This is a genomic window from Ensifer sp. D2-11, assembly GCF_054161295.1.
In genome coordinates this window covers 2,308,604-2,334,480 of sequence record NZ_CP096433.1, presented here as the reverse complement: position 1 = coordinate 2,334,480, position 25,877 = coordinate 2,308,604, and the positions used below count along the sequence as shown (strand labels likewise).

Here is a 25,877-nt window from a genome sequence, read left to right as displayed (position 1 = left end):
ATGGAAATTCAGACCGAAATGCTGCGCAAGCTGAAGACCCGTCGCGAAGGCTACAGCCTCGACCGCGCCTTCTACGTCGATCCTGATTATTACCGTCAGGACCTGGAGCAGATCTGGTACAAGGATTGGCTGTTCATCGGCCATGATTGCGAAGTCCCGCGGCCGGGGAACTATTTCACGGCGCAGGTCGGCGATTACCCGGTCGTTATCGTTCGAGACAGGCAGGGCGCGGTCCGGGCACTGCACAATTCGTGCCGCCATCGCGGCTCGCGCGTCTGCACGCAGCACAAAGGCTCATCCGCCAAACTCGTCTGTCCCTACCACCAGTGGACCTACGAACTCGACGGCCGCCTGCTCTTCGCGCGGCAGATGCCCGAGGGCTTCGACCCGGCCGAGCACAGTCTGAAGCCGATCCACTGCGAGACCGTCGGCGGTTACATCTTCATCAGTCTTGCCGAACACCCGATGGACTTCCGGCCGTTCCGCGAGACGGTCGCGGCCTATCTCGCGCCGCATCGCCTGGGGGAAACGAAGGTCGCCTTCGAAAGCACCATCGTCGAGAAGGGCAATTGGAAGCTGGTCTGGGAGAACAATCGCGAGTGTTACCACTGCGCCGCCAATCATCCGGAACTCTGCCGTACCTATCCGGAAGCGCCGACCGTAACCGGTGTCCAGGGGGCGATGAACGATCCGGAAATCGGCGCCCACTGGCAGAAATGCGAGGCCGCGGGCCTTCCGAGCGCCTTCAAGATCGCGCCCACGGGCCAGTTCCGCATGACGAGAATGCCGCTCATCAACGGCGCCGAGAGCTATACGATGTCCGGACAGAAGGCCGTCCGCAAGCAACTCTCCACCGGCGTAGACGCCGATGGCATCGGCACGCTGCTCCTCTTCCATTATCCGACGACCTGGAACCACATTCTCGGCGACCATGCGATCACCTTCCGCGTTCTGCCGCTCGGGCCGGAACTGACTGAGGTTACGACCAAATGGCTGGTCAACAAGGATGCGGTGGAGGGCGTCGACTACACGATAGACGAGCTGACGCACGTCTGGACGGAGACCAACGACCAGGACCGGCAGATCGTCGAGGAAAACGCGTTCGGAATCCGCTCGCCCGCCTATGAGCCGGGTCCTTATTCCGCCGAACACGAGGGCGGCGTCATGCAGTTCGTCGAGTGGTATTCGAGCTTCATGCTGGACCGCCTTCAGGGCGGGGCCGCGCATCTCTCGCGGGTGGCATGACGATGGAAATGCCTCGCTCCTTTCACCATTTCGACGAGCTCGACCCCTGGAGAGACCGTCAGCACATGCTGGAGTGCATGTCGGCCGTAGCCGAAACCGCTGACGTGATGACCTTCACCTTCCGCTCCGACAAGCCGGCCTGGTTCCGCTACCTGCCCGGGCAGTTCGTGACGCTCGAACTGCCCGTCCCAGCCGAGCCGGTGATGCGCACCTATACGCTGTCATCCTCGCCCTCGCGCCCGCTTTCGGTCGCGGTCACGGTCAAGGCGCAGCCGGGAAGCATCGGCACCCGCTGGATGTTCGACAATCTGAAGCCGGGCATGATGCTCAAGGCGTTCGGGCCGCTCGGCGATTTCAGCTTCGTCCGTCATCCCGGTGAAAAATATCTCTTCATATCGGCGGGGTCGGGCGTCACGCCGATGATGTCGATGACGCGCTGGATGGCCGACTGCGCGCCGGAAACGGATGTCACCTTCATTTCCTGCGCCCGGCGCCCGGACGATCTCCTCTTCAGATCGGAGCTCGAAGTTCTCGCCCGTCAGATGCCGGGGCTCAATCTCGGCTTCCTCGTGGAGGGGCATGAGGCGCGGCACGGCTGGCATGGTCTGCGCGGCCGCATCGACGCGGCGAAGTTGCCGATGCTCGCACCGGATTTCCTGGAAAGAACCGTCTTCTGCTGCGGGCCCGAGCCGTTCATGGGCAATGTTCGGGCAATGCTGGAAGCGGCGGGCTTCGACATGGCCCGCTATCACCAGGAGAGTTTCCAGCCCGCCGCGGCGCCGGCGGCCGAGGAGCTTGCAATTCGGGCCGGGCCTACCGCCGATGCCGGGGCCGGGGCGGCGCGGGTGACCTTTACCATGAGCGGCAAGGAAGCGACCGCCGTTCCCGGCCAGACGATCCTGCAGACGGCCCGCGCCAACGGTGTCAGGATCGGGGCCGCCTGCGAGGGCGGCATCTGCGGAACGTGCCGGGTGTTGAAGATCGCCGGCGACGTCGAGATGAACCACAATGGCGGCATTCTCGACGACGAGATCGAGGAGGGCTACATCCTCGCCTGCTGTTCGCGGCCGACAAGCGACGTCCAGATCGAGGCCTGAGTTAACGCCGCTCGGATTGGTAGGGCAGGCGTGCCTCGGCGGCCCTGACGGCGATGGAGCCGGTAACCGTCTCGTCGGCGCCGGCTCCTGATCCGCTCTCCGCCTCGGCGCGGCTTATCACGAGCGGCCGCGAAAGAGTGGCCGTTGCATTTGCGTTCAGCGCCGGGATCGTGCCGACGGTGGCCGAGGCGATAACAGTGAGCACCGGCGGCTTCTCCGGAAGAAGCGCGCCATGAGGCCAGACGCTCTTCAGTGCCGATGCACTCATCGCTGCGACATTCACGTCTATATCGTCGAGGGTGCCGGGCACCCGATAGGGGCAGCGCTTCTTTCCGCAATTATGCGCCGAGGAGAATTGCCAGAGCGCGTAGCGGTCCCAGTTTCCCATCGGAAAGACTTTACGGATATCGGGCTTGTAGCGCGCATACCAGAGCGGAAGGCGCGAAAGAAGCCGATGCTTGAAACGGTTGGCGGCAATGTGTTTCGCAGTTGCGTGGTTGGTGTAGAGGACGGGATAGCGCCCCGTCCGGGCCTTCACATGGCCGGCGAAGATCGCGGCGTCTTCGAGCGACATGTATTTTTCCGGATCGATCCCTTCGATATCGAGCACCATCAGCTCGTCGTCGCGCGGATCGGCATAGTCGATGAAGTGGTTCGCCTGATCGACGGGGTTGCCAGGCCTTGCCAGATGATAGGCGCCCCAGAGCAGACCATGCGAGCGCGCGAGCATCCGGCGCGTCTGATAGAGTTCGCGGCTGACCGCATATTTGCGCCACATCGTCCTGCAATGGGCAACCGTATCGCCGCCGTGGTCACCGGTACAGGTGTAGCTTTCCGGCAGGCCGTCGGAAGCCTTCGCGATGAAGCCCGCGATCCGCTTGTCCTTCAGCATGGCTTCCCAGTCGATGCTGTTCAGCTCGTAAGCGTCGACGATGATGGCGTTCCGCCGCTCTTTCCACGGCTCCACTTCGCTAGCGCGTGCGTTCGCCGCCGCGAAGGTCAGGCCCATGAGGACCGCCAGGCGCAAGATCATCCCTATGATCGAGATTCCCCGCTTTTCCATTCTCTGAGATTGCCGACTTAGCGTTAAGAGGTCGTAAATCTCAGCCCCGGCCCCAATCTGCGCGAGGCGAACACTTCTGTACACCGACCTCAAGAGGCAAAGTCGACGGCCCGATTCCGCCCAGGATTGTACCGACGGAGGGATTTTTCCATTGCTGCATCCGCGCGCAGCAGTTGCTTCCGGCGATTTCTGCTCTAGTCTTGGTATATCGCCCCTGCAAGGGCCGGTTGTACGCGAATCGAATGCGAGGAGGAAATGATGTCACGCAAATGGCTTTCGGGCGCGCTTGCAGCGATCGTGCTGGCGGCATCGGCGGTGCCGTCGCAGGCTTTCACGCCTCTGCCCCCGCGGGTTGCCGCCGAGAGCGCCGTCACGGACGTTCAGTATGTGCCGAGGCGTGGCTATTACCGGTATGGCGACTTCTATTATTACAACGGTCACCGTGGTTACCGCTACCAGCGCCCCGGCTATCGCTATTACCGGGGCTGGTGGTACCCGCCGGCTGCTTTCGGAATCGTAATCGAGCGCCGTCCCGCTTACCGCCCGCCGGTCCGTTACGGCAGCCGGCATGTCCAATGGTGCTATGATCGCTATCGCTCTTACAGGGCCTACGACAACAGCTATCAACCCTATAACGGCCCCCGCCGGCAGTGCTATTCGCCCTATAGCTGAAGCTAGGGCATATACACATCTGACCCTCCCGCGGGACCATTGCCTTGGGGGAGACGACAAGCGGCTTGACCTTCACGCCTCCCAAACGATGCCGTCGGCAGACCGCAAAACTGGAAGCCAGCCGGTTTCTCCCCAAGGCAACGGCCCCGCCGGCAGTGCTATTCGCCCTATAGCTGCGCAGATCGCCTCTCAGATGATGCCGATGCGCTTGAGGACGATCCAGGCAAGGCCCATGGACGAGGCAATGAGCATGCCCGCAAAAGCGGTGCCGCTGCCCTCGGAAAAGGGGAGCGCCCCCGTGTTCATGCCGAAGAAGCCGGTGACGAGCGTTGGCGGCAGCAGGAAGGCGGTCATCAGCGAGAGGATATAGAGGTGACGATTCGTTTCCGAGGAAATCTTGCTGTCGATTTCCTCGTGCAGCAGCCTCGCGCGTTCCTGGAGGGCGAAGACATCGCGGTCGACGGCCTCCAGCCGATCCGAAAGTCTCTCGGCCACGTCGATAAAGCCCGGCGGCACCTCGTCCTCTTCCAGGGCTCCGGCCCGGCGCAACAGGGCGAGCACCGTCCGCAGGTGCCGGTGCAGCCGCACGACGGTCCGGCGCAATGGCGCCAGGCCCGGCTGCTTGCTGTGCCCGGCCTCCCCATAGACATGGTCCTCTATGACGTTCAATTCCTCCGTCAGCTCGAGCACCAGCGTGATCAGAGTGCGCTGGAACTCCACGACGAGCATCTCGAAGAGGTCGATAGGGCGGCGGCATCTGGCGTTCTTCTCCACGGCCGCTTTCACGCGATCGACACTTCTCAGCGGGTGCAGGCGCGTGGTGATGATCATCCGGTCGCTGACGGCGAAATGAAGCCAGCCGATCGTCTGCGTCACCGCATCGAATGTCCGCTCGAAATCGACCAGAGTGCCGTGCACGACGTCGTCCGCCACCGTGATCGCGGCCTGCGTGTCGTGACTCGTCAGGGTGGCGATTGCCTCCTGCGGGAGATTTCCGATGCGCTCGATCAGCGCCGGTGTGCGTGCGTCGCTGAGCGCGAGGTGCAGCCAGACCCAGTCTTCGCCTGCCTCAAGGCTCTCGACGGGCGAATCGGCGGCTATGCGCCGGCACCGGCTTTCTCCCGGTACGAACCGGTAGGCCCAGACGAGGCCCGGTATATCGGGTGAGATCAGATTCATCGCAGTGCCTCGGCCGGATCGGTCGAGACGGCTTCTATTCGCGGCCCGTGACAGTTTTGTTAAAGTTGCCCGGCCGCAGTCGCCGTCCGGATGTGGTGAGTGACGTTGACGTTCACGTAAAATTAGCTAGTCTGCCGCCCATCCAATAGGCGCCGGCGGAAGCAGGGGAGGAGCACCATGTACAAGGCACCGGTCGAGGAGATCGCATTCACCCTGAAGCATGTTGCCGGCATGGCCGAGGCTCTCGACGCCGGGACGTTCGGCGAACTCGGCGAGGACCTTGTCGACGCGATCCTCGGCGAGGCCGGGCGCTTCGCCTCGGAAGAGGTGGCGCCGCTCGGCGACGAGGGCGACCGGCAGGGGTCGCGGCTCGTCGATGGCGCCGTGAAGACGCCTGAGGGTTGGCGGGAACTCTACCGCAACTGGATTGCCGGCGGCTGGAACGGCCTGACGGCTCCGGAAGCCTTCGGCGGGCAGAACCTGCCGCACATGCTGCACGTCGCCGCCATGGAAATGTGGAACAGCGGCTCAATGGCCTTCGCACTTGCGCCGACGCTCACCATGGGCGCCATCGAAGCGCTCGAGAAGCACGGCACCGACGCTCTGAAGGCGACCTTCCTGCCGAACATGGTGTCGGGCGAATGGATGGGGACCATGAACCTGACCGAGCCGCATGCCGGCTCGGACCTCCGCGTGCTCAAGACCCGCGCAGAGCGCCGCGACGACGGCACCTATCGCATCCTGGGGCAGAAGATCTTCATCACCTGGGGCGAGCACGATTTCACCGACAATATCGTCCATCTGGTACTCGCGCGGCTACCCGATGCGCCAGCCGGGACGAAGGGCATTTCGCTGTTTCTCGTGCCGAAGTTCCTCGTCAACGAGGATGGTTCGCTTGGCGAGCGAAACGACGTTTTCTGCCATTCGCTGGAGCACAAGCTCGGCATCCACGGATCGCCGACCTGCACCATGATCTACGGCGACGGGAAATTCGGCCGCGAGAAGGGGGCGATCGGCTATCTGGTCGGTGAGGAAAACCGGGGTCTCGCCTGCATGTTCACGATGATGAACAATGCGCGGCTTGCCGTCGGGATGCAGGGCGTCGCGATCGCGGAGGCCGCCACCCAGAAGGCGATCGCCTATGCCAAGGAGCGCACGCAGGGCCGCGCGCCCGGGTGGAGCGGCGACGGCATGAGCCCGATCATCGAGCATCCGGATATTGCCCGCACGCTGCTGACGATGAAGGCGCTGACCCAAGGGTCGCGCGCCATCGCCTATGCCTGCGCCCACGCCGTCGACATGGCGCATGCCGCGCAAGGCGAGGACGCCCGCCAGTGGCAGGAGCGTTCGAGCCTGCTGACGCCGATCGCCAAGTCCTTCGCCACCGACGCCGGCGTCGACGTCGCCTCGATGGGCATTCAGGTCCATGGCGGCATGGGATTCATCGAGGAGACCGGGGCCGCGCGCTATCTTCGCGACGCCCGCATCGCGCCGATCTACGAAGGCACCAACGGCATCCAGGCGATCGACCTCGTCACCCGCAAGCTGCCGCTTTCCGATGGCGCACAGGTGCGCGGCTTCATCGCCGAACTCCGGGAGGTCGCCGCTGCCGTCGCCGCGTCGAACAGGGAAGGCTTCGGCGAAACGGCCGCACGGCTCGATGCGGCGGTTGCGGATCTCGAAGGGGCGACCGACTGGCTGCTTTCGAGGCTGCGCGACGGAAAGCTTGCCGAGGCGCTCTCCGGCGCGACCGCCTATCAGCGCCTGTTCGGCCTCGTGCTGACCGGAGTCTATCTCGCCAAGGGCGGGCTCGCCGAAGCCGGCGACGGGGGGCAGGACCGGCGCGTTGCACTTTGCCGCTTCGCAGCGGAAAATCTGCTCTCGGAGACGAGCGCGCTCAAGGACCGCGTCGTCAACGGCGCAGCGAGCCTTGCCGCTGCCCGTTCCATACTCGACTGAGGAAACCTCATGACCGACCACGTGCTCGTCGAACGGCCGGAAGCCTATCCCGGCGTTCAGCTCATCCGGTTCAATCGGCCTGAGAAGAAGAACGCCATCACCCGCCAGATGTACGCCAGGATGACGGAGGCGCTGACCGCTGCCGGAACGGATCCCGCCATTCGCGCGATGGCATTCCTCGGAACGGAAGGGTGCTTCTCGGCCGGCAACGACATGGCCGACTTCCTCGCCTTCGCCATGGGGGGCAGCATGGGGGGCGAGGTTCTGGATTTCCTGCGGGCGCTTGCCGGCGCGACGAAACCGATCGTTTCCGGCGTCGACGGACTGGCGATCGGCATCGGCACGACCATCCACCTCCATTGCGACCTGACGGTCTCCTCCGCCCGCTCGGTGTTCAAGACCCCCTTCGTCGATCTGGCGCTCGTTCCGGAAGCGGCCTCGAGCCTGATCGCTCCGCGCATCATGGGCCATCAGCGCGCCTTTGCCCTGCTTGCAGCCGGCGAGCCGCTCGACGCCGCCGGTGCGCGCGAGGCCGGGCTGATCTGGAAGATCGTGGAAGAGACCGCCGTCGAGGAGGAGACGCTTTCAGCTGCAGTGCGCCTCGCAAAAAAACCGCCGGAAGCGCTGCGCATCGCCCGCGACCTCATTCGCGGCGACCGCAGCGATGTGCTTGCCCGGATCGAGGAGGAGGCGAAGCATTTTGCCGCGCAATTGAAAAGCGCCGAGGCGCGCGCCGCGTTCGAAGCCTTCATGCGCCGGTAGGGCGGTCGCTTCCGGCCATTGCGACGTTCATGGAGCAATTTTAATCGCTTCTTAAATAGCTCCCGCTAGCGTCCAGCCGCAGTAGGTCTCCTTCGGCGCCACAGAAATTTTGCGGCACGCGAGGCCCCCGGCCGCATGAAGCATTGCCGGCTCCGCCTTTGCGGCATGTCCATCGTTTTCCCGCCGTCCTTCAAGTCGCTCAGCGGCCGATCCGTCGCGCCCGGGAAGATCATCACGAGCTCATCCCCGGCGGCGATGCCGCCTCTTTCAGGGAGCCCCACCTTGTCCAAACGATCGAATCTCATGACGCGCATTCTCGTTGCCGCGTCCTGCGTCGTCGTCGGCGCCTTTGCAGGCTTTTCCGTCTATATCGACAGTCTCCAGCGCGCCACGACCACGAAAGCAGTGGAGGAGGATATCGCTTCTTCCGGCAATCAGGCGGCGCAGAGCGTCGCCAACTGGCTGAACGGCCGTGTGACGCTGACCGCGATGGCGGCGGACGCTGCCGGCCAGGTGGCTGACGAAGCCGCCATCGTGAGCGTCCTGAAGAACGACGTGCTGACCGGCGAATTCATCTCCACCTATGTCGGCAACGAGAGCGGCCAGTTCATGATCTGGCCGGATTCGAAGATGCCCGACGGTTACGATCCGCGCCAGCGCCCCTGGTATCAGCAGGCGGTAAAGGCCGATGCGCGCGTCCTCACCGAACCCTATGTCGACGCGTCGAGCGGCGACCTGATCATCAGCGCCGCCGTACCGGTGAAGCACGAGGGCAAGCTTTACGGTGTGACGGGCAGCGATTTCTCGCTCAAGGCCCTCGTTTCCATGGTCAACGGCATCGATGTCGGCGGCGAAGGCTTTGCGTTCCTCGCCAACAAGGATGGTCAGATCCTGGTTCATCCCAATGCCAAGCTCGTGACGAAGACGCTCGCCGACGCCTTCCCGGTGGATACGCCGGCGATCGGCGCCGGGATCATGCACACCGAGCTCGACGGCAAGCCGATGCTCGTGAGCTTCGTGCCGGTGAAGGGGCTTCCGTCGGTCGAGTGGTATGTCGGCTTCGCGCTCGATGCGGATGTCGCCTATTCGGCGATCAGCCAGTTCCGCGTCGCCGCGACGATCGCCACGATCCTGGCGGTCGGCGCGATGATCGCCTTCCTCGCCACGCTTCTGAGCCGCCTCGTCATCCGTCCGGTAACCGACATGACTGGTGCCATGGAGAAGCTCGCAGCCGGCAGTCTCGACGTTACGATCCCGGGAGAGGAGCGGCGCGACCAGATCGGGTCGATGGCGGCGGCCGTCGCGGTTTTCCGTGCCAATGCGGTCGAACGGAAGCGCCTCGAAGACGAGGCCGATTCCAACCGTTCGCTTTCGGAGCGCGAGCGTCTCGAGCGCGAGGCGCAGAAGACCCGCGATGCCGCCGAGGTTCAGCATGCGGTCGATGCGCTGGCGACGGGTCTCGGACGGCTGGCCGACGGCGATCTCGCCTATCGGATCGGCAGTCCCTTTGCTGACCGCCTGGATCGCCTCCGGGAAGACTTCAACAACTCGGTCGCCAAGCTGCACGACACGCTTTGCGCAGTGGGCGCCAATGCCCGCGCGATCGACGCGGGCGCGACGGAGATTCGCTCGGCCGCCGACGACCTCGCACGCCGCACCGAACAGCAGGCGGCATCCGTCGAAGAAACGGCCGCTGCGCTCGAGGAGATCACCACCACCGTCCGCGATTCCGCCCACCGGGCCGAGGAAGTCGGTGCGCTGGTCGCCCGCACCCGTGCCGGTGCGGAGAAGTCCGGCGAGGTGGTGCAGAATGCGGTCGAGGCCATGCACGCCATCGAGAAATCGTCCGGAGAAATCTCGAACATCATCGGCGTCATCGACGACATCGCCTTCCAGACCAATCTCCTGGCGCTCAATGCCGGCGTCGAAGCGGCACGGGCCGGCGAGGCGGGCAAGGGTTTCGCTGTCGTCGCCCAGGAAGTGCGCGAACTCGCCCAACGCTCGGCCAATGCCGCCAAGGAAATCAAGGCGCTGATCACCACCTCGGGCGAGCAGGTGCATTCCGGCGTGACGCTGGTCGGTGATACCGGACGGGCGCTGCAGGCGATCGTCGCGGAGGTGCAGGAGATCAACAAGCATGTAAGCGCGATCGTAACGGCGACGCGCGAGCAGTCGACCGGTCTCCAGGAGATCAACACGGCCGTCAACACGATGGACCAGGGCACCCAGCAGAATGCTGCTATGGTCGAGCAGCAGACGGCTGCCAGTCACGGCCTCGCATCCGAGGCCGCGGCGCTCAACGCGCTGCTCGCCCAGTTTATACTGGGCGAGACGCAAGCGGCCTCTTACCAGGCCACGAGCCGCCGCCGCGCAGCCTGACGGCAATTCCAAGAAAAATGTGCAGCGGTTTCCGTCTGGAATCGTAAAACTAACAAGGCCCGGTTCGTCACCGGGCCTTTTTCACTTTTCGAGCGTCGCTACCGTTTCCACATGGGCCGACCAGAGGAACTGGTCGATCGGCGTCACCCCCGTAATGCGATAACCGGCTGCGGTCAGTATCGAAAGGTCCCTCGCGAGCGTCACCGGATTGCAGGAGACGGCGGCGATCTTCTTCACGCCGGACCGGGCAAGCTCGTGACATTGCGTTTCGGCGCCGGCGCGGGGCGGGTCGAAGACCACGGCGTCGAAGGCTTTCAATTCCTGCGCCATCATCGGCCGGCGGAAAAGATCGCGCTTCTCGGCGGTCACCGGCTTCAGTCCCTGGGTGTTGCGTGCGGCGAAATCCAGCGCCTTCACCGCCCTGTCGTCGCCTTCCACCGCGTGAACGCGTGCCGTTCGTGCAATCCTCAGCGCAAAAGTGCCGATGCCGGCGAAGAGGTCGGCAACGCGCTTCGCCTTGCCGACGTGAGCCAGCACCAGCTTCGCCATGGCGTCCTCGGCGGGCCGCGTCGCCTGGGTAAAGGCGCCGGGCGGCGGCGAAACCGTCACGCCGTCGAAATCGATCGCAGGCTTGAGCGGCTCGACGACGATTTCGCCATTCAAGCTGACGCGCGCGATACCCCGCTCGCCAAGAACGGCATCGACGGCCGAGCGCCGCTGCGGGTCGCTGAGCTTCAGTCCCTCGAAGGCGAGATCGAGGCCGGTATCGGTTTCGAGCACGGTGATACGGAATGGTTCGGCGCTCGACGCCATGGCCGCGGCGATCTTGCGGATGGTCGCCAGCCGCGAGACGATGCCCGGGCTGGTGATGGGACATTCGCCGATCGAAACGATGTGATGGCTCTGCATCTGGTTATAGCCGAGCAGCAGTTCCTTTTCCGTCCGCCGGGCGGTGAAAGCGGCGCGGCGGCGATCGCCGGGCCGTGCGATGATGAGTGCTCCGACTTCCGGCGTCAGCCCTTTCGACCTCAAGGCGTCGATGACGAGATTGCGCTTGAAGGCGTGGTAGAGCGCGTCGGATGCGTGCTGCAGCGTGCAGCCGCCGCACGTCCCGTTGACGCCGTCCGGCCCGAAATGCCGGCATGGCGGCTCCACCCGCTCCGGGGAAGCCTCCTTCAGCGAGATCAGCGTCCCGTTCGCCTTGTTGACCGCGAGCGAGACGGTTTCGCCGGGGAGCGTGAACGGTGCAAAGACGGGCCCGGCTTCCGTCCGAGCGACGCCGTCGCCTTGGGCGCCGAGTCGATCGATGGTCACGGTCCCGGTGCTCATGGCTTGCGCCCCGCCAGAAGAAATTCGCTGTTGCCGTCACCGCCGGCAATGGGCGAGGGGATCAGGCCGAGGCTTCGCCAGCCCATGTCCTCGACAAGCCACCGCTCGAGTTCGGCTGCCACCGCCGGAGCGCTCTCCGGATCCTTCAGCAGCCCGGCCTTGCTGATCGCATCGCGGCCGGCCTCGAACTGCGGCTTGACGAGCAGGATGCAGCAGGCGCCCGGTTCGGCCAGGCCGAGGGCCGGCGGCAGCGCAAGCTTCAGCGAGATGAAGGAGACGTCCGAGACGATGAAAGTGATGGCGCGCTCATCGATGTCGCCGCGCGTCATGGACCGGGCGTTCAAGCCCTCGATATTCGTCACGCGCGGGTCTTCGGCGACGCGCGGATGGATCTGACCGTGGCCGACATCGACGGCGACCACATGCGCGGCGCCGCGCTTCAGCAGCACCTCGGTAAAGCCGCCGGTCGAAGCCCCGACGTCGAGACAGGTCTGCTCCGATGGATCGAGGCCGAAATGATCGAGCGCCGCGACGAGTTTCAGTGCCGCACGCGAAACATAATCCTGCGCCGGATCGTCAATGGTGAGCGTCACGCCTTGCGCGAAGGTCGAAGCCGGCTTGGTCACGGTGCGGCCGTCGACCTTCACGGTTCCCCGCTGGATCGCGTCACGGGCGCGGGCGCGGCTGGCCACCAGGCCCCTGTTCAGGAGCAATTGATCGAGGCGGATCGTCATCTGTGTATCTTGGGACATTGGCCGACATCGCGCGTCCCGCCGCGCAATGCAAGCGAACTCTTGGACGGCTCAGCCGGCGGCGCCGAGGCCGACGCCGTGCTTCTGGCCGAGCGCCTTGAAGACGGTGGACACGATGCCGGCACGGTCGAGCCCGGCACGGGCATACATCGCCTCCGGCTTTGCCTGCTCCATCCAGATGTCGGGCATCACCATGGGGCGCACTTTGAGGCCGCCGTCGATGAGGCCTTCTTCCGCCAGGAACTGCAGGACGTGGCTTGCGAAACCGCCGACCGCCCCTTCCTCGATGGTGATCAGAACCTCGTGATGGCGGGCAAGCTGGCGTATCAGATCATGATCGAGCGGCTTGGCGAAGCGGGCGTCGGCGACGGTCGTCGAGAGGCCGGCCGCATCCAGGTCTTCAGCCGCCAGCAGACAGTCGGCGAGCCGTGTGCCGAAGGAAAGCAGCGCCACCTTGTTCCCTTGCTTGACGATCCGGCCCTTGCCGATCGCAAGGATCTCGCCGCGCTCCGGCAGCTCGACGCCGACGCCTTCGCCGCGCGGATAGCGGAACGAGATCGGACCCTCGTCGTAGGCCGCGGCGGTGCGCACCATATGCTTCAGTTCCGCCTCGTCGGCCGCCGCCATGACGACGAAGCCCGGCAGTGTCGCCAGATAGGTCGTGTCGAAGGAGCCGGCATGGGTCGGCCCGTCGGCGCCGACGAAACCGGCGCGGTCGATCGGAAAGCGGACCGGCAGACCCTGGATGGCCACGTCGTGGACAACCTGGTCATAGGCGCGCTGCAGGAAGGTGGAATAAAGCGCCGCAAAAGGCTTGTATCCCTCCGCCGCAAGGCCGGCCGCGAAGGTCACGGCATGCTGCTCGGCTATGCCGACATCGAAGCAGCGCGAGGGATGCACCGACGCGAACTTGTCGAGGCCCGTCCCGGACGGCATGGCGGCGGTGATCGCGACGATCTTGTCGTCGAGGCTCGCCTCCTGCGTGAGCGCGTCCGCGAAGACGGAGGTATAGGCGGGGGCGTTGGGTTTGGCTTTCGCCTGAGCCCCGGTAATCACGTCGAATTTGTTGACGCCGTGATACTTGTCGGCCGCGGCTTCGGCCGGCGGATAGCCCTTGCCCTTCTGCGTGACCACATGGATCAGGACGGGGCCTTTCGCATTGTCGCGAACGTTGCGCAGGACCGGAAGCAGGTGGTCGAAGGAGTGTCCGTCGATCGGGCCGATATGGTAGAAACCCATCTCCTCGAAGAGCGTGCCGCCGGTGACATAGCCCCGGGCATGCTCCACCGCGCGGGTGATCGCCCGGTCGACGGTCTTGCCGAGATAGGCGGTGAGTTTCTTGCCGACCTCGCGAATGCCCATATAGGTCCGCCCGGAGGCGAGTCGCGCCAGATAGGCGCTCATCGCGCCGGTCGGCGGTGCGATCGACATGTCGTTGTCGTTGAGAATGACGATGAGGCGCGCATCGAGCGCGCCGGCATTGTTGAGCGCTTCGAAGGCCATCCCGGCCGACATCGCGCCGTCGCCGATCACCGCGATCACATTGCGGCTCTTGCCGTCGAGTTCGGCGGCGACAGCCATGCCGAGACCGGCCGAGATCGAGGTGGAGGAATGTGCTGCGCCGAAGGGGTCGTATTCGCTTTCCGCCCGCCGGGTGAAGCCCGAGAGCCCGTCTTCCTGGCGCAAGGTGCGGATGCGATCACGCCGGCCGGTCAGGATCTTGTGCGGATAGCACTGGTGTCCGACATCGAAGATCAGACGGTCATGCGGCGTGTCGAAGATCTTGTGGATTGCGATCGTCAGTTCGACGACGCCGAGGCCCGCGCCCAGGTGCCCCCCGGTGCGCGACACGGCATCGACCATCTCGGCACGCAATTCGGCCGCCAGCTGCGGCAGGTCCCTGTCGTCGATCTTCTTCAGATCGTCGGGATAGTCGACCTTATCGAGCAGGGGAGTTGCCGGCATCGGGTTGGTTGGCAGTTGTGTCACGCTGCATGCCTCATGCGCGCCGGAGACAGGCGCGCGCATTGTTGATGGGTCGTCGGAACGGCTCTTTATTAGAGGTAATCGCCGTTGAATGCAAAATTAGGCTTTCCTGCGGCTTCAACCAAGTGCGGGATGAGGAAAACCTGCGCGGTTTTCCGCCGCACCGCGATCCAACGCCTGAAAGCGAGCTTGACGGAGATCAGCTTGCGGGCAAGGGTATGAACTCTTCCTCGTCTCCCGGCACGATATCGAAGCGTCCCGTGCGCCATTCTTCCTTTGCCTTGTCGATCCGCTCCTTGGAGGAGGAAACGAAATTCCACCAGATATGCCGCGGCGAGCCGAGCGCTGCCCCGCCGAAGAGCATCACATGACAGCCTGCAGGCCCTGCGGTGATGGTGATTTCGTCGCCGGGACGAAATACGAGGAGCTGATTGTTGTCGAAATGGTCGCCGGCGATGATCGCTTCGCCGGAAAGGATGTAGAGCGCCCGCTCTTCCCAGTTGGCCGCGAAAGGCGCGCTCTTGCCGGGCTCGATCATGAGGTCGACATAGATCGTATCGGTAAAGGTGGAAACGGGCGAAGCCGCCCCTTCGAACTGGCCGATGACGACGCGCGCGCGAACCCCGCCGTCGGCAAGATGCGGCAGCATACGCTCCTCGGTGTGCACGAAGACCGGATCGATCTCCTCCATGGCGTCGGGCAGCGCCAGCCAGGTCTGCAGTCCTGAAAGCGAGCGTTCGTGCCCGCGCTGGTTTTCCGGCGAGCGCTCCGAATGCACGATGCCGCGCCCGGCGGTCATCAGGTTCACGTCGCCCGGGCGGATGACCATTTCGGTGCCGAGGCTGTCGCGGTGCTTGATCTCGCCGTCGAACAGGTAGGTGACGGTCGAAAGGCCGATATGCGGATGCGGGCGGACGTCGATCGCCTGGCCGGCACGCAGCAGCGCCGGGCCCATCCGGTCGAAGAAGATGAAAGGACCGACGAGCCGGCGTTTCGCGGTCGGCAGCGCCCGCCTGACCTGCAGGCCGCCGATATCGCTGGTGCGCGGGATGATCAGATGCTCGATTGCGTCGCAGGCGGGCTTGTCTCCGGCGAGCGGATCGGGACCGGGAAAGAAGGACATGGCAGGCGCTCCGGTTGGTGGCATTCACTGAAGATTACCCTCAGTGCTTCCGGTTCGGTAGCGGCAATCGGGAGACGGAGCGTTTCCTGTTCCGAGTCCCGCAAGCGGAGAGAGGGACTTTTGCACCGATGCGTGCCGCTTGTCCCTTCGCCCCGCCCGCGGGGAGAAGGTGGCCGGCAGGCCGGATGAGGGGGCGAATCTCGCCTGGAATGAAGGCTACTCCGCGTCGAGCGGCTCGACTCCCTGCGGCCGACCGGCGCGGTCGAGGCGGATCTTTTCGATACGATCCTCTGCCGCCTTCAACAGGGCCTCGCAGTGCTTCTTCAGGGCCTCGCCGCGCTCGTAGATCTCGATCGATTTGTCGAGTGCGACGTCGCCGCGTTCAAGCGCCGAAACGATACGTTCCAATTCCTCGACGGCCTGCTCGAAGGAGAGGGCGGAAACGTCCGGTTGCGCATTGTTGTTCATGAATTACCCTCTCATCAATCTCAGAATATGCAGGCCGGCCGACTCGGCGAGCCCTTGCAGGTCATAACCGCCTTCGAGCAGGCTGACGATGCGGTTTCCGGCGCTCCTGCCGGCAACGTCTAGGAGGCGACCCGTCGCCCAGTCGAAATCTTCGCCGACGAGATTGATCTGGGCCAATGGATCGCGGTGGTGGGCGTCGAAGCCGGCGGAAATCAGAAGGAAATCGGGCCGGAAATTTTCAAGCGCGGGCAGCACGCGCGATCGGAAGGCATCGCGGAAATGCTCGCTGCCGCTGTTGGGCGAAATCGGCGCATTGACGACATTGTTCCTGACGCCCGTCTCGTCCTTGGCACCGGTGCCGGGATAGAGCGGTATCTGATGCGTGGAGCAGAAGAGCACCGACGGGTCGTCCCAGAAAATGTCCTGTGTGCCGTTGCCGTGGTGGACGTCCCAGTCGACAATGGCAACACGTTCCGCACCATGCGCCGTCTGCGCGTAGCGCGCGGCGATCGCTACATTGTTGAAAAAGCAGAAGCCCATGGCCCTGTTTTTCTCGGCGTGGTGGCCGGGCGGGCGGGCTGCCACGAAGGCATTGTCCGCTTCGCCGGCGAAGACCGCGTCGACGGCCGCCACAGCACCGCCGATACCGGTCAATGCGGCCTCGAGGCTTTGCGGGCTTGCATAGGTATCGGACTCGATCTGGTTGATGTCCTCGTCCGGAATGTCCCGCTTGATCCCCAGCAGGTGCTCTTCGGTGTGGGCGAGCAACACCAGATTTTCGTCACCCTTCGATGCCTCGACCCGCTCGAGATCCGCGAAATTCGGATGCTCCAACGCAAGATTCAAGGCCTTCAGCCGATCCGGCCGCTCGGGGTGCCCTTCCGGGACCTCGTGCTTCAGGAAGACCGGGTTTTCGTAGAGATGCGTGGTCATCCGGCGAAACTAGTGCGCATGCCTGTCAAAATCCATGGTGGGCGACGCGAAACTGCCGATTTTCAACAGCGCGGATCGAGCAGGATCTTGCCGTCGCGACGCGGGTCGGCCTGATGCGCAAGGGCGTCGGCAAGCCGGCTCAAGGGGTAGGTGGCGGCAATAGGGCTGGCAAAGAGGCCGCTCTGCAGCCCGGCGAAGCTGCGCAGGAAAGCGGCTTCGAGTGCCTCCCGGCCGGCGGAATGCACCCAGGTTCTCAGCCAAAGAAAGGCGAAGCGTATGTCCGGCCGGCCGCTGATCGCCGTCTGCGGCACGGGTGCGCCGCTGAGCGCTCCATACTGGATGAAGGTCCCGCCGGGGCGGATGGACCGCCCGATCAGTTCGCCCGCCAGCGTGCCGCCGACGGCGTCCAGCACCGCATCGAATTGGCTGCCCATAAGGCCGTCGCCGCTGTCGGCCACCAGGATCCGGTGTGTCTCGCCGAGACGGCCGCGGCTTCTGTCGCTGCGAAGCATGGCCGTCGGCACCGCGCCTTCGAGCGCAAGCAGCTTCATCAGCATGCCGCCGATGGCCGAGCCCGCCGCGGTCACGCCGACATCCATGCCCTCGAGCGATCCGAAATGCTCCCGCAGCGCTTCGGCAAGCCTCAACGCCGTTAGCGGATTGACATAGCTCATCGCCGCCTGTGCGTCCTCGATCCCGCCTGGCACGTGAAAGCACCACTCGGCCGGACGGAGGAGGAATTGCTGCCAAAGCCCGCTCGCGCCGATCGGGACGACCCGGTCTCCGGCCTTGAAACCTTGCACGTCCGGCCCGACGCGCCTGACGATGCCGACGCCCTCGAAGCCGGGGACGAAAGGCAGGGCGGTGCGCGCGCTATAGGCGCCCGTAACGGGGACCAGGTCCGAAGGATTGATTGCCGCGAGCGATATCTCGACCTCGACTTCGCCCGTGCCTGGGGCAGGGCGGGGTGCGTCGACGAGCTCGATGACTTGTCCGGGGTCGCCAAACTGTCTAACGAGTGTGGAGCGCATCGGGGAGCCTCGCATGGACGGCACAGAGCGGGAAAATGTCACGGAAATTCGCATTCCGTTCCGCGATATAGACATGCACGGCCATATGCACAATGCGGCCTATTATGCGCATGCGGAGGCCGCACTTGCCAATCTCTGGCGGCACCGGCCGGCAATCGCGGAAGAACCGGCCTATCTCGTCCGCCGCTCCGCCTGCATCTTCCATCGCGGTCTGCGCTTCGACGAGCCCGCGCGCTTTACGGTCACCGTCGCGAAGATCGGCGGCAGCTCGATAGGTTTTGCCGTGCGCGTCGAGACCGGCGACAAGCTTGCTGCCGAGGTCGAGATCGTCTGGGTGGCCGTCGACCGTGCCCGCCATCAACCGGTACAGCTGCCGGGCCCCACCCGGGAATGGCTCGCCGGCTATGCCGCCTGATCCGGTCTGCAGCTGCTGAAGTGGGCGGCGATCCCCATGCCGCCGCCGATGCCCATCATGGCCAGCCCCTCGGCCGGGGATGAAGCCGCCAACATCTGCGAAAACAGCCGGACGACGAGAATAGCGCCGGAAGCGCCATAGGGGTGGCCGAGCGCGATCGCGCCGCCGTCGCGATTGACGCGTTCGGGTGCGATATCGAGCTGGTCGAGGCTCCCGAGAACCTGCGAGGCAAAGGCCTCGTTGAATTCGATGAAATCGACGCGGGCCACATCGAGCGCGGGATTGCGCGCGCGAAGCTTCGCCATGGCGGGGACGGGGCCGAGGCCGAGCAGCTTCGGTTCGACGCCGGCCGCCGCAGCATCGGTGAAAGCGAGGCCGAAGCGCGCACCGAGCTTCCGCGCCTCCGCGAGGTTCGTCATCAGTACCATCGCCGCGCCGTCATTGACGGGGCAGGCATTTCCGGCGGTGACGGTGCCGCCGGCAACGAAAACCGGCCTCAGTCGCGAGAGCGTCTCGGCAGAGGCGTTTGCGCGAGGACATTCGTCCCTGGCGACCGGCCCCTCTGGTGTCGGCACGGGCACGATCTCGCGCAAGAACCGGCCCTCCGCTTCGGCCGCAACGGCGCGTCGGTGGCTTTCGAGCGCAAAACGATCCTGCCGCTCACGCGAGATGCCGCAGGCAGTGGCGACGTTCTCCGCCGCAACGCCCATATCCGGATCGCCGATCGAGTCGGGAGCCATCCGCGCGCGCTTGACCGGCTGAGGCTCTTCGCCGCGCGTGAGCGGGGGCCGAAGGCGGATATGGGCGCGACTGGCGCTCTCGGTGCCCCCGGCAAGGTAGAAGCGCCCCGCGCCGGCCTGGATCTGCCGGGCCGCAAGGACAATCGCCTCCAGCCCCGAACCGCATTGACGGTCGACGGTGACGCCCGGAATTGCGACGGGCAATCCTGCCTCGAGGGCGGCCAGGCGCGCGAGATTGCCGGCACTGTTGGCGGCATTACCGACGAGCACGTCGTCGATCTCTGCCCGGTCGATGCCCGTATCCGCAATGATCCTTTCGATCAGCAAGGCGGCAAGGCTTGCCGGTTCGACCGCAGCAAGGCTGCCGTTGACGCGGCCGATCGGCGTCCGCAGCGCGGCGATAACGACCGGGGTGCGAGCGGGGTCAGACGAGGCGTTCAAGGGCGCTGTTCTCCGTCGCAATCCATTGGCGAAGCTCCCCGGCCGCGACCTTGCCGGAGGCGGTCATGGGCATCTTCCGGCAGAGCCATATCCTGCGCGGGCGCTTGTAGCGCGGCAGGTCGGCGGCGAGATGACGTTCGAGTGCCGCATGATCGAATCCGTCGCCAGGCTCGATCACCGCCGCAAGCTCGCTGCCGAGATCCGGATGATCGAGACCGAAGACAAAGGCCGCGTTCACGCCGCCGGCCCCCTGGATCGCGGTCTCCACCTCCGATGGATAGATGTTGTTCCCGCCCGAGACCACCATTCCGCCCGCCCGGCCGATGAGGTGCAGCGTACCGTCTTCGTCAAGGAAACCGAGGTCGCCGACCGTCGCGAGCTTTCCTTGCCGGCGGAATCCCGCTCCGTCGCCGCCCGCGATGTAACCGTCGGATATCAGTTCGCTTTCGACGAAGATCGTGCCTGTTTCTCCGGCGGGAAGGCGCTCGCCTCTCTCGTCCCGGATCTCCAGGCGAACGCCCGGAAAGGCCTTTCCGACTGCGGTGGGCATGTGCCTGTCCGTCGCTTGGGAAACGCTGATGAAACCGAGTTCCGAGGCGCCGTAATATTCCGTGACCTGAGCCTCCGGAAAAGCGCGTCTCGCCGCATCCCGATCCGCCGTCGTGAGCTTGGCTCCGGCAACGGTAATCTGTCCGACTGATGTCAACGGCGAACCGGCCGCGCGCTCGCACAGCCGCCGCAGCATCGTCGGCACCAGCACCAGCCGTTTCGCCCCGGCGGCCGCAATCGTGGCCAAAGCCTGATCCGCCTCGAAGTGCCGGGCGCCGACGAATTCGGCTCCGGCCGTCAAGGTTTCCGCAAGCGCGTAGAGCGTCAGGCCGTGCGCCAGCGGTCCCGGCGCGTAAGTCGTTGTCTCCGGCCCGAGCCCGAAAAAGCCCTGGCCGGTCTTGAGGCTCACCCGCCAGGACCGGCGGTTGCGGATGATCGCCTTCGGTTCACCGGTCGTGCCCGAGGTGAAGACCACGAGAAAGAGTTCACCGCCGTCGCCGGCCGGGATTGGAGGCGGAGCATCGGAGGCGCCTTGCAGCAGACGGCTTTGTCCTGCCGATGGCACATCGATGCGCAAGAGATCGCCTTCGGCGCGGATGACGATCTCCGGCCGCAGCCGTTCTTTCATTCGCCGGCGCACGATCTCCGGCAAATGCGGGTCGATCAGAGCGGCACAATGGCCGGCCGCGGTCGCAGCGATGAAAGCCGCAGGAAAAAGTGGATGGTTGCCGGTTTCGAGCGCAACCAGCCGCACGGGCCCGGAAAGGAGGCTTCTCTCCGTCGCCTCTGCTGCCGATCGTTGAACGGCCGGGAGAATGCGCTTGGCTCCCGCGGCAAGCTCGCCATAGGTGAGAACCCGGCCTTCCATGCGGAAGGCCGGGGAATGCGGGCGTTCGCTCGCATGGAGCGCGACTGCCTCTGCGAGCGGCACTGCGTCAGACGCGCGCCGGCAGCAGCGGGTAGCCGGCGTAGACGGCCCGGGCGGCGAGCGTCGCGATCGCGGCTTTCAACAGGTCGCCCGGAATGAAGACGAGCGAGCCGGTTGCGGCGGCCGCGAGAGGCGTGCCGGTGACGGCCGAAAGCCACGGAACGCCGATCCCATAGAGCACGACGATGCCGCCGACGACCGAGGCGAGGAAGAAGCCGGCAAACTGGCGCGCTTCGGAAGTCGCAGGCTTGACGAAGCGCTCGGCGATCAGGCCGGTGACGAAGGCGGCAACTGCCCAGCCGAAGATGAACCCGCCGGAAGGACCGGCGAGGACGGCCAGCCCGCCGCGGCCGCCCGAGAGCACCGGCAGTCCGATGGCGACGAGCAGGACGAGGAGGAGGAAGGCGAGCGCGCCGCGCTTCGCGCCGATGATGCAGCCGGCGAGCATCACGCCCATCGACTGCGCCGTGATCGGAACGGGAATGAAGCCGAGCGTGATCGGCGGTACGAGGCCGAGCACGACGATGATGGCAGTGAAAAGCGCGACGAGGACGAGATCTCTGGTATTCATATAGTCCTACCTCTTATTAGAAAGCGCGAATTTATTGACGGCGAAATCCCCTCGCGTCAATGGCGGCCGCGATCGTGTCCGCATCTTTCAGCGTCAGGATGATCAGCGGGCCGATGATGGTCAACGGCCGGACCGGCAGCCCGCGTGCCCGATGCGCTTCGGCGAGTGCCTGATAACGGGTGAAGATATCGGGCACGAACCGTAACACGAGGCCAAGCGCCAGGCCGACATCTGCCGCCCTCAGGAGACCGAGGCGCTCCAGCGGCTTCAGAATGATCGTTATCTCGTCCATGAAAGCGCCGATCGTCGTGGTCGCCGTGACCGCAGCGGCGAAGAGCACGAGAGCCATCAGCCGCAAGACGAGCGCTGCGACCTGCGGCACGGGAACGAGGAACAGATTGACCGCGGCAAGGATCAGTATGGTGAAGAAAACGAAACCGACGCGCGACAGCGCTTCGCGCGGTCTCAGCCCGAACGAGAGATAAAGCCAGCCGCTGAGGAGAAAGGCAGGTAGGAGCAGGAAGGGTGAGTCCGTCGCAAAGAGCGCGATGCTCAAGACGGCGAGCGCGACGAGCTTGGCGCGCACCGGCACGCGGTGAAACCAGCTTGCTCCCTCGACATAGAGGCTCGTCAGCATCCGGCGACCTCGTGATAGCGCCGGATGGTTTCGTCCGGCGCTCCATCGGCAAGGAGGCGGCCCTCGTGAAAGAGCAGGACCCGTTCGGCGCTCTCGGCAAGCGCCAGATCATGGGTGATGACGATCGTGTCTTCGTCGAGCGTGTCGATCGTTTCGGCGACCATCCGGCGGTTTCTGAGGTCGAGCTGATTGGTCGGCTCGTCGAGGATCAGGATTCTCGGCCCGGTGACGATGACGCTCGCCATGGCGACGAGCTGCGTTTCGCCTCCGGAAAGCTCATGCACCCGCCTTCGTGCGAGATGGCTGACGCCGAAGCGTGCAAGGACCGCCTCGGTCCGCGACGAGATCTCATTCGCCGGCAGCCCGCGATTCTTGAGCCCGAAGGCGATATCGTCGATGACGATCGGCATGATCAGCTGGTGCTGCGGATTTTGAAAGATGAAGCCGGCCTCAGTGAGCACCGCCCTGTCGTCCTCGACCGTGTCGAGGCCGTTGACCTTGACCCGTCCGGTCGTCGGCTTGACGAGCCCGTTGATCAGCCGTGCGAATGTGGTCTTTCCGGAGCCATTGAGACCGATGACGCCGACCCGCCGCTCATCGAGGGCGAGGCTCAAAGGTTGAAGCGCGACCCGTTCGCCGAAGCTGACCGAGCAACCGGTAAAGCGGATTTCCAAGCCGTCGATCCTCGCGATGTTTTGCGTGATCGCTCTATAGGACAAGTCGATCGCAAAGGGCAATGTAGTGCGGACAATACATCTATTGCCGTCTGACGTTTGAAACTTGGGAATAAAAGCCTACTCTCTGTTCATGACGATTCGCCTTTCCAATCGCGATGCCCGGCGCATCTTCCTCGCCAAGCAGGGGCTCTCGGCCGCGCCGCATCGCGCGCTCGGCAAGGACGGCTTGCTGCAATTGATCCACGACATCGGCTTCGTGCAGGTCGACAGCATAGCGACCGTCGAGCGGGCCCATCATCAGATTCTCTTTTCCCGCAATCAGACCTATCGCCGCGAGCATCTGGCCGAGCTCCTGGAAAAGGACGGCGAACTCTTCGAACATTGGACCCACGACGCTTCGATCATACCGAGCACCTTCTTCATTTATTGGAAGCATCGCTTCAAATGGGAGAGCGAAACGCTCCGCGAGCGCTGGCGCAAGTGGCGCGGAGAAGACTTCGATGCGGGCTGCGAGGAGACCTATGCGAGGATCGCGAACAATGGCGCCGTCATGGCGCGCCACCTCAAGGAGGACGGCCACGAATCCGGCGGCTGGTGGAACTGGCACCCGTCGAAGACGGCTCTCGAGGTGCTCTGGCGCCAGGGCAAGCTTGCGATCGCCCGGCGCGAGAATTTCCAGAAGGTCTATGATTTGACGGAACGCGTCATTCCCGCCCGCCATTACGACGGCGAGGTCGCGCATGAGGAGTTCATCGACTGGGCCTGCCGCAGCGCGCTCGAGCGGCTGGGCTTCGCCAGCCACGGCGAGATCGCAGCCTTTTGGGATCTCGTGTCGCCGGACGAGGCGAAGGACTGGGTCGCCGCCCATCGCGACGAACTGTGCGAGATCGTCATCGAGCCTGCCAATGGCGGCAAGCCGCGCCCGTCCTTTGCCTTCGCCGGCTTTCCCGACGGGCTCGGCGACATTCCCGACCCGCCCGCCCGCGTCCGGGTGCTGAGCCCGTTCGACCCGCTGCTGCGCGACCGGAACCGGGCCGAACGGCTTTTCGACTTCTTCTACCGTATCGAGGTTTTCGTACCGGAGCCGAAGCGGGAATATGGCTATTATGTCTTCCCTCTGCTCGAAGGCGACCGAATGATCGGCCGCATCGACATGAAAGCCGATCGCAAGCGCGGAAGCCTCGACGTTCGGCGCCTCTGGCTGGAACGTGGCGTCAAACCCTCTTCGGGCCGGATGGAAAAACTCATGGCCGAACTCGACCGCATCGCCCGCTTTGCCGGCGTCGAGGAGGTCAATTTGCTCGAGGGCTGGAACGCTGCCCTTTCCTGACCGATTTTTCGTGCTTTGTTTTTTCTTGGCTTGCGGGCCGGCGCTCCCTAAATGGAGCCAGTAAGTTTCACGACCCAATCCTTCACGGCAGGGAGCAGAACCATGGACACCAACCTGATGAGCCTCTTCGATGCGGACGAGGCGACGGTCCGCAAGGTTCTCTCCGAAACGCTTGCCGGCGCCGATGACGGCGAGCTCTTCCTCGAACATGCGCAGGCGGAGGTGCTTTCCTTCGACAACGGCCGCCTGAAGGGTGGCAGTTTCAACACAGACCAGGGCTTCGGCCTGCGCGCCGTCGCCGGCGAAGCCGTCGGCTACGCCCATGCCGGCGAACTGTCGCTTGCGGCCCTGAAGAGGGCGGCGGATGCCGTGGAGCAGGTGACCCGAGGCTATTCCGGCTCCTACGCGGCAGCCCCGCAGCGCACCAACAAGAAGCTTTACGGCGACGAGAACCCGATCGGCGAGCCGAGTTTCGAGACCAAGGTCAAGCTGCTCCAGGAGATCGACGCCTATCTGCGCGCCAGGGAGCCGAAGGTCCGCCAGGTGACCGCGACGGTCGCGGCGAGCTGGCAGGTCGTGGATATTCTGAGAGCCGACGGGCACCGCGTCCACGATGTCCGGCCGATGACGCGGATCAATATCTCCGTTGTGGTCGGCGAGGGCGACCGTCAGGAAAGCGGCTCCTTCGGTATCGGCGGACGGCGCGGCTTCGGCGATTTCATAACCGAGGAAAACTGGAAAAGCGGAGCGGACGAGGCTCTGCGGCAAGCGCTCGTCAATCTCGAGGCGATCGATGCGCCGGCCGGCACCATGGACGTCGTGCTTGCCTCCGGCTGGCCGGGCGTCATGCTGCACGAAGCCGTCGGCCACGGCCTGGAAGGCGACTTCAACCGCAAGAAGACCTCCGCTTTCGCCGGGCTGCTCGGCGAACAGGTCGCTGCGAAGGGCGTCACGGTCGTCGACGACGGCACGATCGAAGCCCGGCGGGGCTCCATCTCGATCGACGACGAGGGAACGCCTTCCGGCTACAATGTCCTGATCGAGGACGGCAAGCTCGTCGGATATATGCAGGACCGGCAGAACGCCCGTCTGATGGGCATGGAACCGACCGGCAACGGCCGCCGCCAGGGCTACGCCCACGTGCCGATGCCGCGCATGACCAACACCTACATGCTTGCCGGGGACCGCACGCCCGATGAAATCATCTCGTCGGTGAAGAGGGGCATCTATGCCGTCTCCTTCGGTGGCGGCCAGGTCGATATCACCTCAGGCAAATTCGTCTTCGGCTGCACCGAGGCCTATCTGATCGAGAACGGCAAGGTCGGAGCGCCCGTCAAGGGCGCGATGCTGATCGGCAACGGTCCGGATGCGATGAAGCGGGTGACGATGGTCGGAAACGATACGAAGCTCGACACCGGCATCGGCAATTGCGGCAAGGCCGGCCAATGGGTCCCGGTCGGCGTCGGCCAGCCGCACCTGCGCATGGATCAGATCACCGTCGGCGGCACGCAAGCCTGACAACGTTCCCTCATCTCTGTGCTTGTCACAGAGATCCAGCAGCGCCGCGTCTGCGGCGCGGAAGAGTTTTTCAGCCCAAGGACTTGGTCTGGC

23 protein-coding genes are annotated in these 25,877 nt (G+C 64.7%); 9 read left to right on the top strand and 14 right to left on the bottom strand.

Annotated features, from left to right (window positions below):
• Both M1D34_RS11310 and M1D34_RS11305 read left to right on the top strand, forming a co-directional pair.
• Positions 1–1,245, top strand: coding sequence for an aromatic ring-hydroxylating oxygenase subunit alpha (locus M1D34_RS11310; protein WP_003533331.1), 1,245 nt, complete (start codon positions 1–3; stop codon positions 1,243–1,245).
• The gene (locus tag M1D34_RS11305) at positions 1,242–2,342 is read left to right on the top strand and encodes an FAD-binding oxidoreductase (RefSeq protein WP_498779080.1); all 1,101 of its coding nucleotides are present in this window, start codon (positions 1,242–1,244) and stop codon (positions 2,340–2,342) included. The genes M1D34_RS11310 and M1D34_RS11305 overlap by 4 nt, the downstream gene beginning before the upstream one ends.
• Position 2,343: 1 nt before the next feature.
• Here the strand turns inward: M1D34_RS11305 and M1D34_RS11300 are convergent, their stop codons facing one another.
• Positions 2,344–3,405 carry a glycoside hydrolase family 25 protein gene (locus M1D34_RS11300; protein WP_015007263.1) on the bottom strand — a complete coding sequence of 354 codons (1,062 nt, stop codon included), beginning with the start codon at positions 3,403–3,405 and terminating at the stop codon, positions 2,344–2,346.
• Between the two features lie 258 nt (positions 3,406–3,663).
• Here M1D34_RS11300 and M1D34_RS11295 point away from each other — a divergent pair, with 258 nt between their 5' ends.
• Positions 3,664–4,077, top strand: coding sequence for a BA14K family protein (locus M1D34_RS11295; protein WP_498779078.1), 414 nt, complete (start codon positions 3,664–3,666; stop codon positions 4,075–4,077).
• Between the two features lie 189 nt (positions 4,078–4,266).
• Here M1D34_RS11295 and M1D34_RS11290 read toward each other — a convergent pair whose 3' ends face one another.
• Positions 4,267–5,256, bottom strand: coding sequence for a transporter (locus M1D34_RS11290; protein WP_431068557.1), 990 nt, complete (start codon positions 5,254–5,256; stop codon positions 4,267–4,269).
• Between the two features lie 177 nt (positions 5,257–5,433).
• Between M1D34_RS11290 and M1D34_RS11285 the strand changes: the two genes are divergently transcribed.
• The 3 genes from M1D34_RS11285 to mcpU all read left to right on the top strand — a co-directional run bounded on the left by M1D34_RS11285 (position 5,434) and on the right by mcpU (position 10,356).
• On the top strand, positions 5,434–7,215 hold the full coding sequence (locus tag M1D34_RS11285; protein WP_498779076.1) for an acyl-CoA dehydrogenase family protein: 1,782 nt from the start codon (positions 5,434–5,436) through the stop codon (positions 7,213–7,215).
• 9 nt (positions 7,216–7,224) lie between these two features.
• On the top strand, positions 7,225–7,977 hold the full coding sequence (locus M1D34_RS11280; RefSeq protein ID WP_027992619.1) for a crotonase/enoyl-CoA hydratase family protein: 753 nt from the start codon (positions 7,225–7,227) through the stop codon (positions 7,975–7,977).
• A 282-nt stretch (positions 7,978–8,259) separates the two neighbouring features.
• The gene (mcpU, locus tag M1D34_RS11275) at positions 8,260–10,356 is read left to right on the top strand and encodes a methyl-accepting chemotaxis protein McpU (protein ID WP_164849327.1); all 2,097 of its coding nucleotides are present in this window, start codon (positions 8,260–8,262) and stop codon (positions 10,354–10,356) included.
• An 81-nt stretch (positions 10,357–10,437) separates the two neighbouring features.
• Here the strand turns inward: mcpU and M1D34_RS11270 are convergent, their stop codons facing one another.
• The 7 genes from M1D34_RS11270 to M1D34_RS11240 all read right to left on the bottom strand — a co-directional run bounded on the left by M1D34_RS11270 (position 10,438) and on the right by M1D34_RS11240 (position 17,978).
• Positions 10,438–11,685 carry a class I SAM-dependent RNA methyltransferase gene (locus M1D34_RS11270; protein ID WP_010968887.1) on the bottom strand — a complete coding sequence of 416 codons (1,248 nt, stop codon included), beginning with the start codon at positions 11,683–11,685 and terminating at the stop codon, positions 10,438–10,440.
• Entirely contained in the window at positions 11,682–12,437 is a 756-nt protein-coding gene (locus M1D34_RS11265; protein ID WP_010968888.1) for a TlyA family RNA methyltransferase, read from the bottom strand. Before M1D34_RS11265 ends, M1D34_RS11270 begins: the two co-directional genes overlap by 4 nt.
• 51 nt (positions 12,438–12,488) lie before the next feature.
• The gene (gene dxs, locus M1D34_RS11260; protein ID WP_033044606.1) at positions 12,489–14,402 is read right to left on the bottom strand and encodes a 1-deoxy-D-xylulose-5-phosphate synthase; all 1,914 of its coding nucleotides are present in this window, start codon (positions 14,400–14,402) and stop codon (positions 12,489–12,491) included.
• Between the two features lie 220 nt (positions 14,403–14,622).
• Positions 14,623–15,546, bottom strand: a complete 924-nt coding sequence (locus M1D34_RS11255) for a pirin family protein (protein WP_498779074.1) — start codon at positions 15,544–15,546, stop codon at positions 14,623–14,625.
• A 216-nt stretch (positions 15,547–15,762) separates the two neighbouring features.
• Entirely contained in the window at positions 15,763–16,014 is a 252-nt protein-coding gene (locus M1D34_RS11250; RefSeq protein ID WP_003535810.1) for an exodeoxyribonuclease VII small subunit, read from the bottom strand.
• A gap of 3 nt (positions 16,015–16,017) precedes the next feature.
• The gene (locus M1D34_RS11245) at positions 16,018–16,947 is read right to left on the bottom strand and encodes a histone deacetylase family protein (protein WP_003535812.1); all 930 of its coding nucleotides are present in this window, start codon (positions 16,945–16,947) and stop codon (positions 16,018–16,020) included.
• A gap of 62 nt (positions 16,948–17,009) precedes the next feature.
• Positions 17,010–17,978: a zinc-dependent alcohol dehydrogenase family protein gene (locus tag M1D34_RS11240; protein ID WP_498779071.1), complete on the bottom strand. Its 969-nt coding sequence runs from the start codon at positions 17,976–17,978 to the stop codon at positions 17,010–17,012.
• A gap of 13 nt (positions 17,979–17,991) precedes the next feature.
• Between M1D34_RS11240 and M1D34_RS11235 the strand changes: the two genes are divergently transcribed.
• Positions 17,992–18,393, top strand: coding sequence for an acyl-CoA thioesterase (locus M1D34_RS11235; RefSeq protein WP_010968892.1), 402 nt, complete (start codon positions 17,992–17,994; stop codon positions 18,391–18,393).
• On the opposite strand, the gene M1D34_RS11230 is transcribed toward M1D34_RS11235, so the two are convergent.
• The 5 genes from M1D34_RS11230 to M1D34_RS11210 are packed head-to-tail and all read right to left on the bottom strand — an operon-like array spanning position 18,381 to position 22,933.
• Complete coding sequence (locus M1D34_RS11230) at positions 18,381–19,574, bottom strand: thiolase family protein (protein WP_498779068.1); 1,194 nt, start codon at positions 19,572–19,574, stop codon at positions 18,381–18,383. The two genes, M1D34_RS11235 and M1D34_RS11230, sit on opposite strands and share 13 nt — an antisense overlap.
• Entirely contained in the window at positions 19,558–21,054 is a 1,497-nt protein-coding gene (locus M1D34_RS11225) for an AMP-binding protein (RefSeq protein ID WP_498779066.1), read from the bottom strand. The genes M1D34_RS11230 and M1D34_RS11225 overlap by 17 nt, the downstream gene beginning before the upstream one ends.
• Positions 21,055–21,058: 4 nt before the next feature.
• On the bottom strand, positions 21,059–21,622 hold the full coding sequence (locus tag M1D34_RS11220; protein ID WP_498779065.1) for a biotin transporter BioY: 564 nt from the start codon (positions 21,620–21,622) through the stop codon (positions 21,059–21,061).
• 31 nt (positions 21,623–21,653) lie between these two features.
• The gene (locus M1D34_RS11215) at positions 21,654–22,259 is read right to left on the bottom strand and encodes a CbiQ family ECF transporter T component (RefSeq protein WP_498779063.1); all 606 of its coding nucleotides are present in this window, start codon (positions 22,257–22,259) and stop codon (positions 21,654–21,656) included.
• Complete coding sequence (locus M1D34_RS11210) at positions 22,253–22,933, bottom strand: energy-coupling factor ABC transporter ATP-binding protein (protein WP_498779061.1); 681 nt, start codon at positions 22,931–22,933, stop codon at positions 22,253–22,255. Before M1D34_RS11210 ends, M1D34_RS11215 begins: the two co-directional genes overlap by 7 nt.
• A 133-nt stretch (positions 22,934–23,066) precedes the next feature.
• Here M1D34_RS11210 and M1D34_RS11205 point away from each other — a divergent pair, with 133 nt between their 5' ends.
• Both M1D34_RS11205 and tldD read left to right on the top strand, forming a co-directional pair.
• A complete protein-coding gene (locus M1D34_RS11205; RefSeq protein ID WP_498779059.1) occupies positions 23,067–24,266 on the top strand; it encodes a winged helix-turn-helix domain-containing protein in 1,200 nt (399 codons plus the stop codon).
• Between the two features lie 102 nt (positions 24,267–24,368).
• Positions 24,369–25,784, top strand: a complete 1,416-nt coding sequence (tldD, locus tag M1D34_RS11200; RefSeq protein WP_498779057.1) for a metalloprotease TldD — start codon at positions 24,369–24,371, stop codon at positions 25,782–25,784.
• The last annotated feature ends 93 nt before the right edge of the window (positions 25,785–25,877 follow it).

Bases quoted from the DNA above. Each gene is read 5' to 3' on its own strand.
- M1D34_RS11305 (WP_498779080.1), top strand. From the start codon at position 1,242: ATGACGATGGAAATGCCTCGCTCCTTTCACCATTTCGACGAGCTCGAC.
- M1D34_RS11250 (WP_003535810.1), bottom strand. From the start codon at position 16,014: ATGAACAACAATGCGCAACCGGACGTTTCCGCCCTCTCCTTCGAGCAG.
- M1D34_RS11255 (WP_498779074.1), bottom strand. From the start codon at position 15,546: ATGTCCTTCTTTCCCGGTCCCGATCCGCTCGCCGGAGACAAGCCCGCC.
- M1D34_RS11215 (WP_498779063.1), bottom strand. From the start codon at position 22,259: ATGCTGACGAGCCTCTATGTCGAGGGAGCAAGCTGGTTTCACCGCGTG.
- dxs (WP_033044606.1), bottom strand. From the start codon at position 14,402: ATGCCGGCAACTCCCCTGCTCGATAAGGTCGACTATCCCGACGATCTG.
- M1D34_RS11240 (WP_498779071.1), bottom strand. From the start codon at position 17,978: ATGCGCTCCACACTCGTTAGACAGTTTGGCGACCCCGGACAAGTCATC.
- M1D34_RS11205 (WP_498779059.1), top strand. From the start codon at position 23,067: ATGACGATTCGCCTTTCCAATCGCGATGCCCGGCGCATCTTCCTCGCC.
- M1D34_RS11245 (WP_003535812.1), bottom strand. From the start codon at position 16,947: ATGACCACGCATCTCTACGAAAACCCGGTCTTCCTGAAGCACGAGGTC.
- tldD (WP_498779057.1), top strand. From the start codon at position 24,369: ATGGACACCAACCTGATGAGCCTCTTCGATGCGGACGAGGCGACGGTC.
- M1D34_RS11310 (WP_003533331.1), top strand. From the start codon at position 1: ATGGAAATTCAGACCGAAATGCTGCGCAAGCTGAAGACCCGTCGCGAA.
- M1D34_RS11270 (WP_010968887.1), bottom strand. From the start codon at position 11,685: ATGAGCACCGGGACCGTGACCATCGATCGACTCGGCGCCCAAGGCGAC.
- M1D34_RS11290 (WP_431068557.1), bottom strand. From the start codon at position 5,256: ATGAATCTGATCTCACCCGATATACCGGGCCTCGTCTGGGCCTACCGG.
- M1D34_RS11265 (WP_010968888.1), bottom strand. From the start codon at position 12,437: ATGTCCCAAGATACACAGATGACGATCCGCCTCGATCAATTGCTCCTG.
- M1D34_RS11235 (WP_010968892.1), top strand. From the start codon at position 17,992: ATGGACGGCACAGAGCGGGAAAATGTCACGGAAATTCGCATTCCGTTC.
- M1D34_RS11280 (WP_027992619.1), top strand. From the start codon at position 7,225: ATGACCGACCACGTGCTCGTCGAACGGCCGGAAGCCTATCCCGGCGTT.
- M1D34_RS11285 (WP_498779076.1), top strand. From the start codon at position 5,434: ATGTACAAGGCACCGGTCGAGGAGATCGCATTCACCCTGAAGCATGTT.
- M1D34_RS11295 (WP_498779078.1), top strand. From the start codon at position 3,664: ATGTCACGCAAATGGCTTTCGGGCGCGCTTGCAGCGATCGTGCTGGCG.
- M1D34_RS11220 (WP_498779065.1), bottom strand. From the start codon at position 21,622: ATGAATACCAGAGATCTCGTCCTCGTCGCGCTTTTCACTGCCATCATC.
- M1D34_RS11300 (WP_015007263.1), bottom strand. From the start codon at position 3,405: ATGGAAAAGCGGGGAATCTCGATCATAGGGATGATCTTGCGCCTGGCG.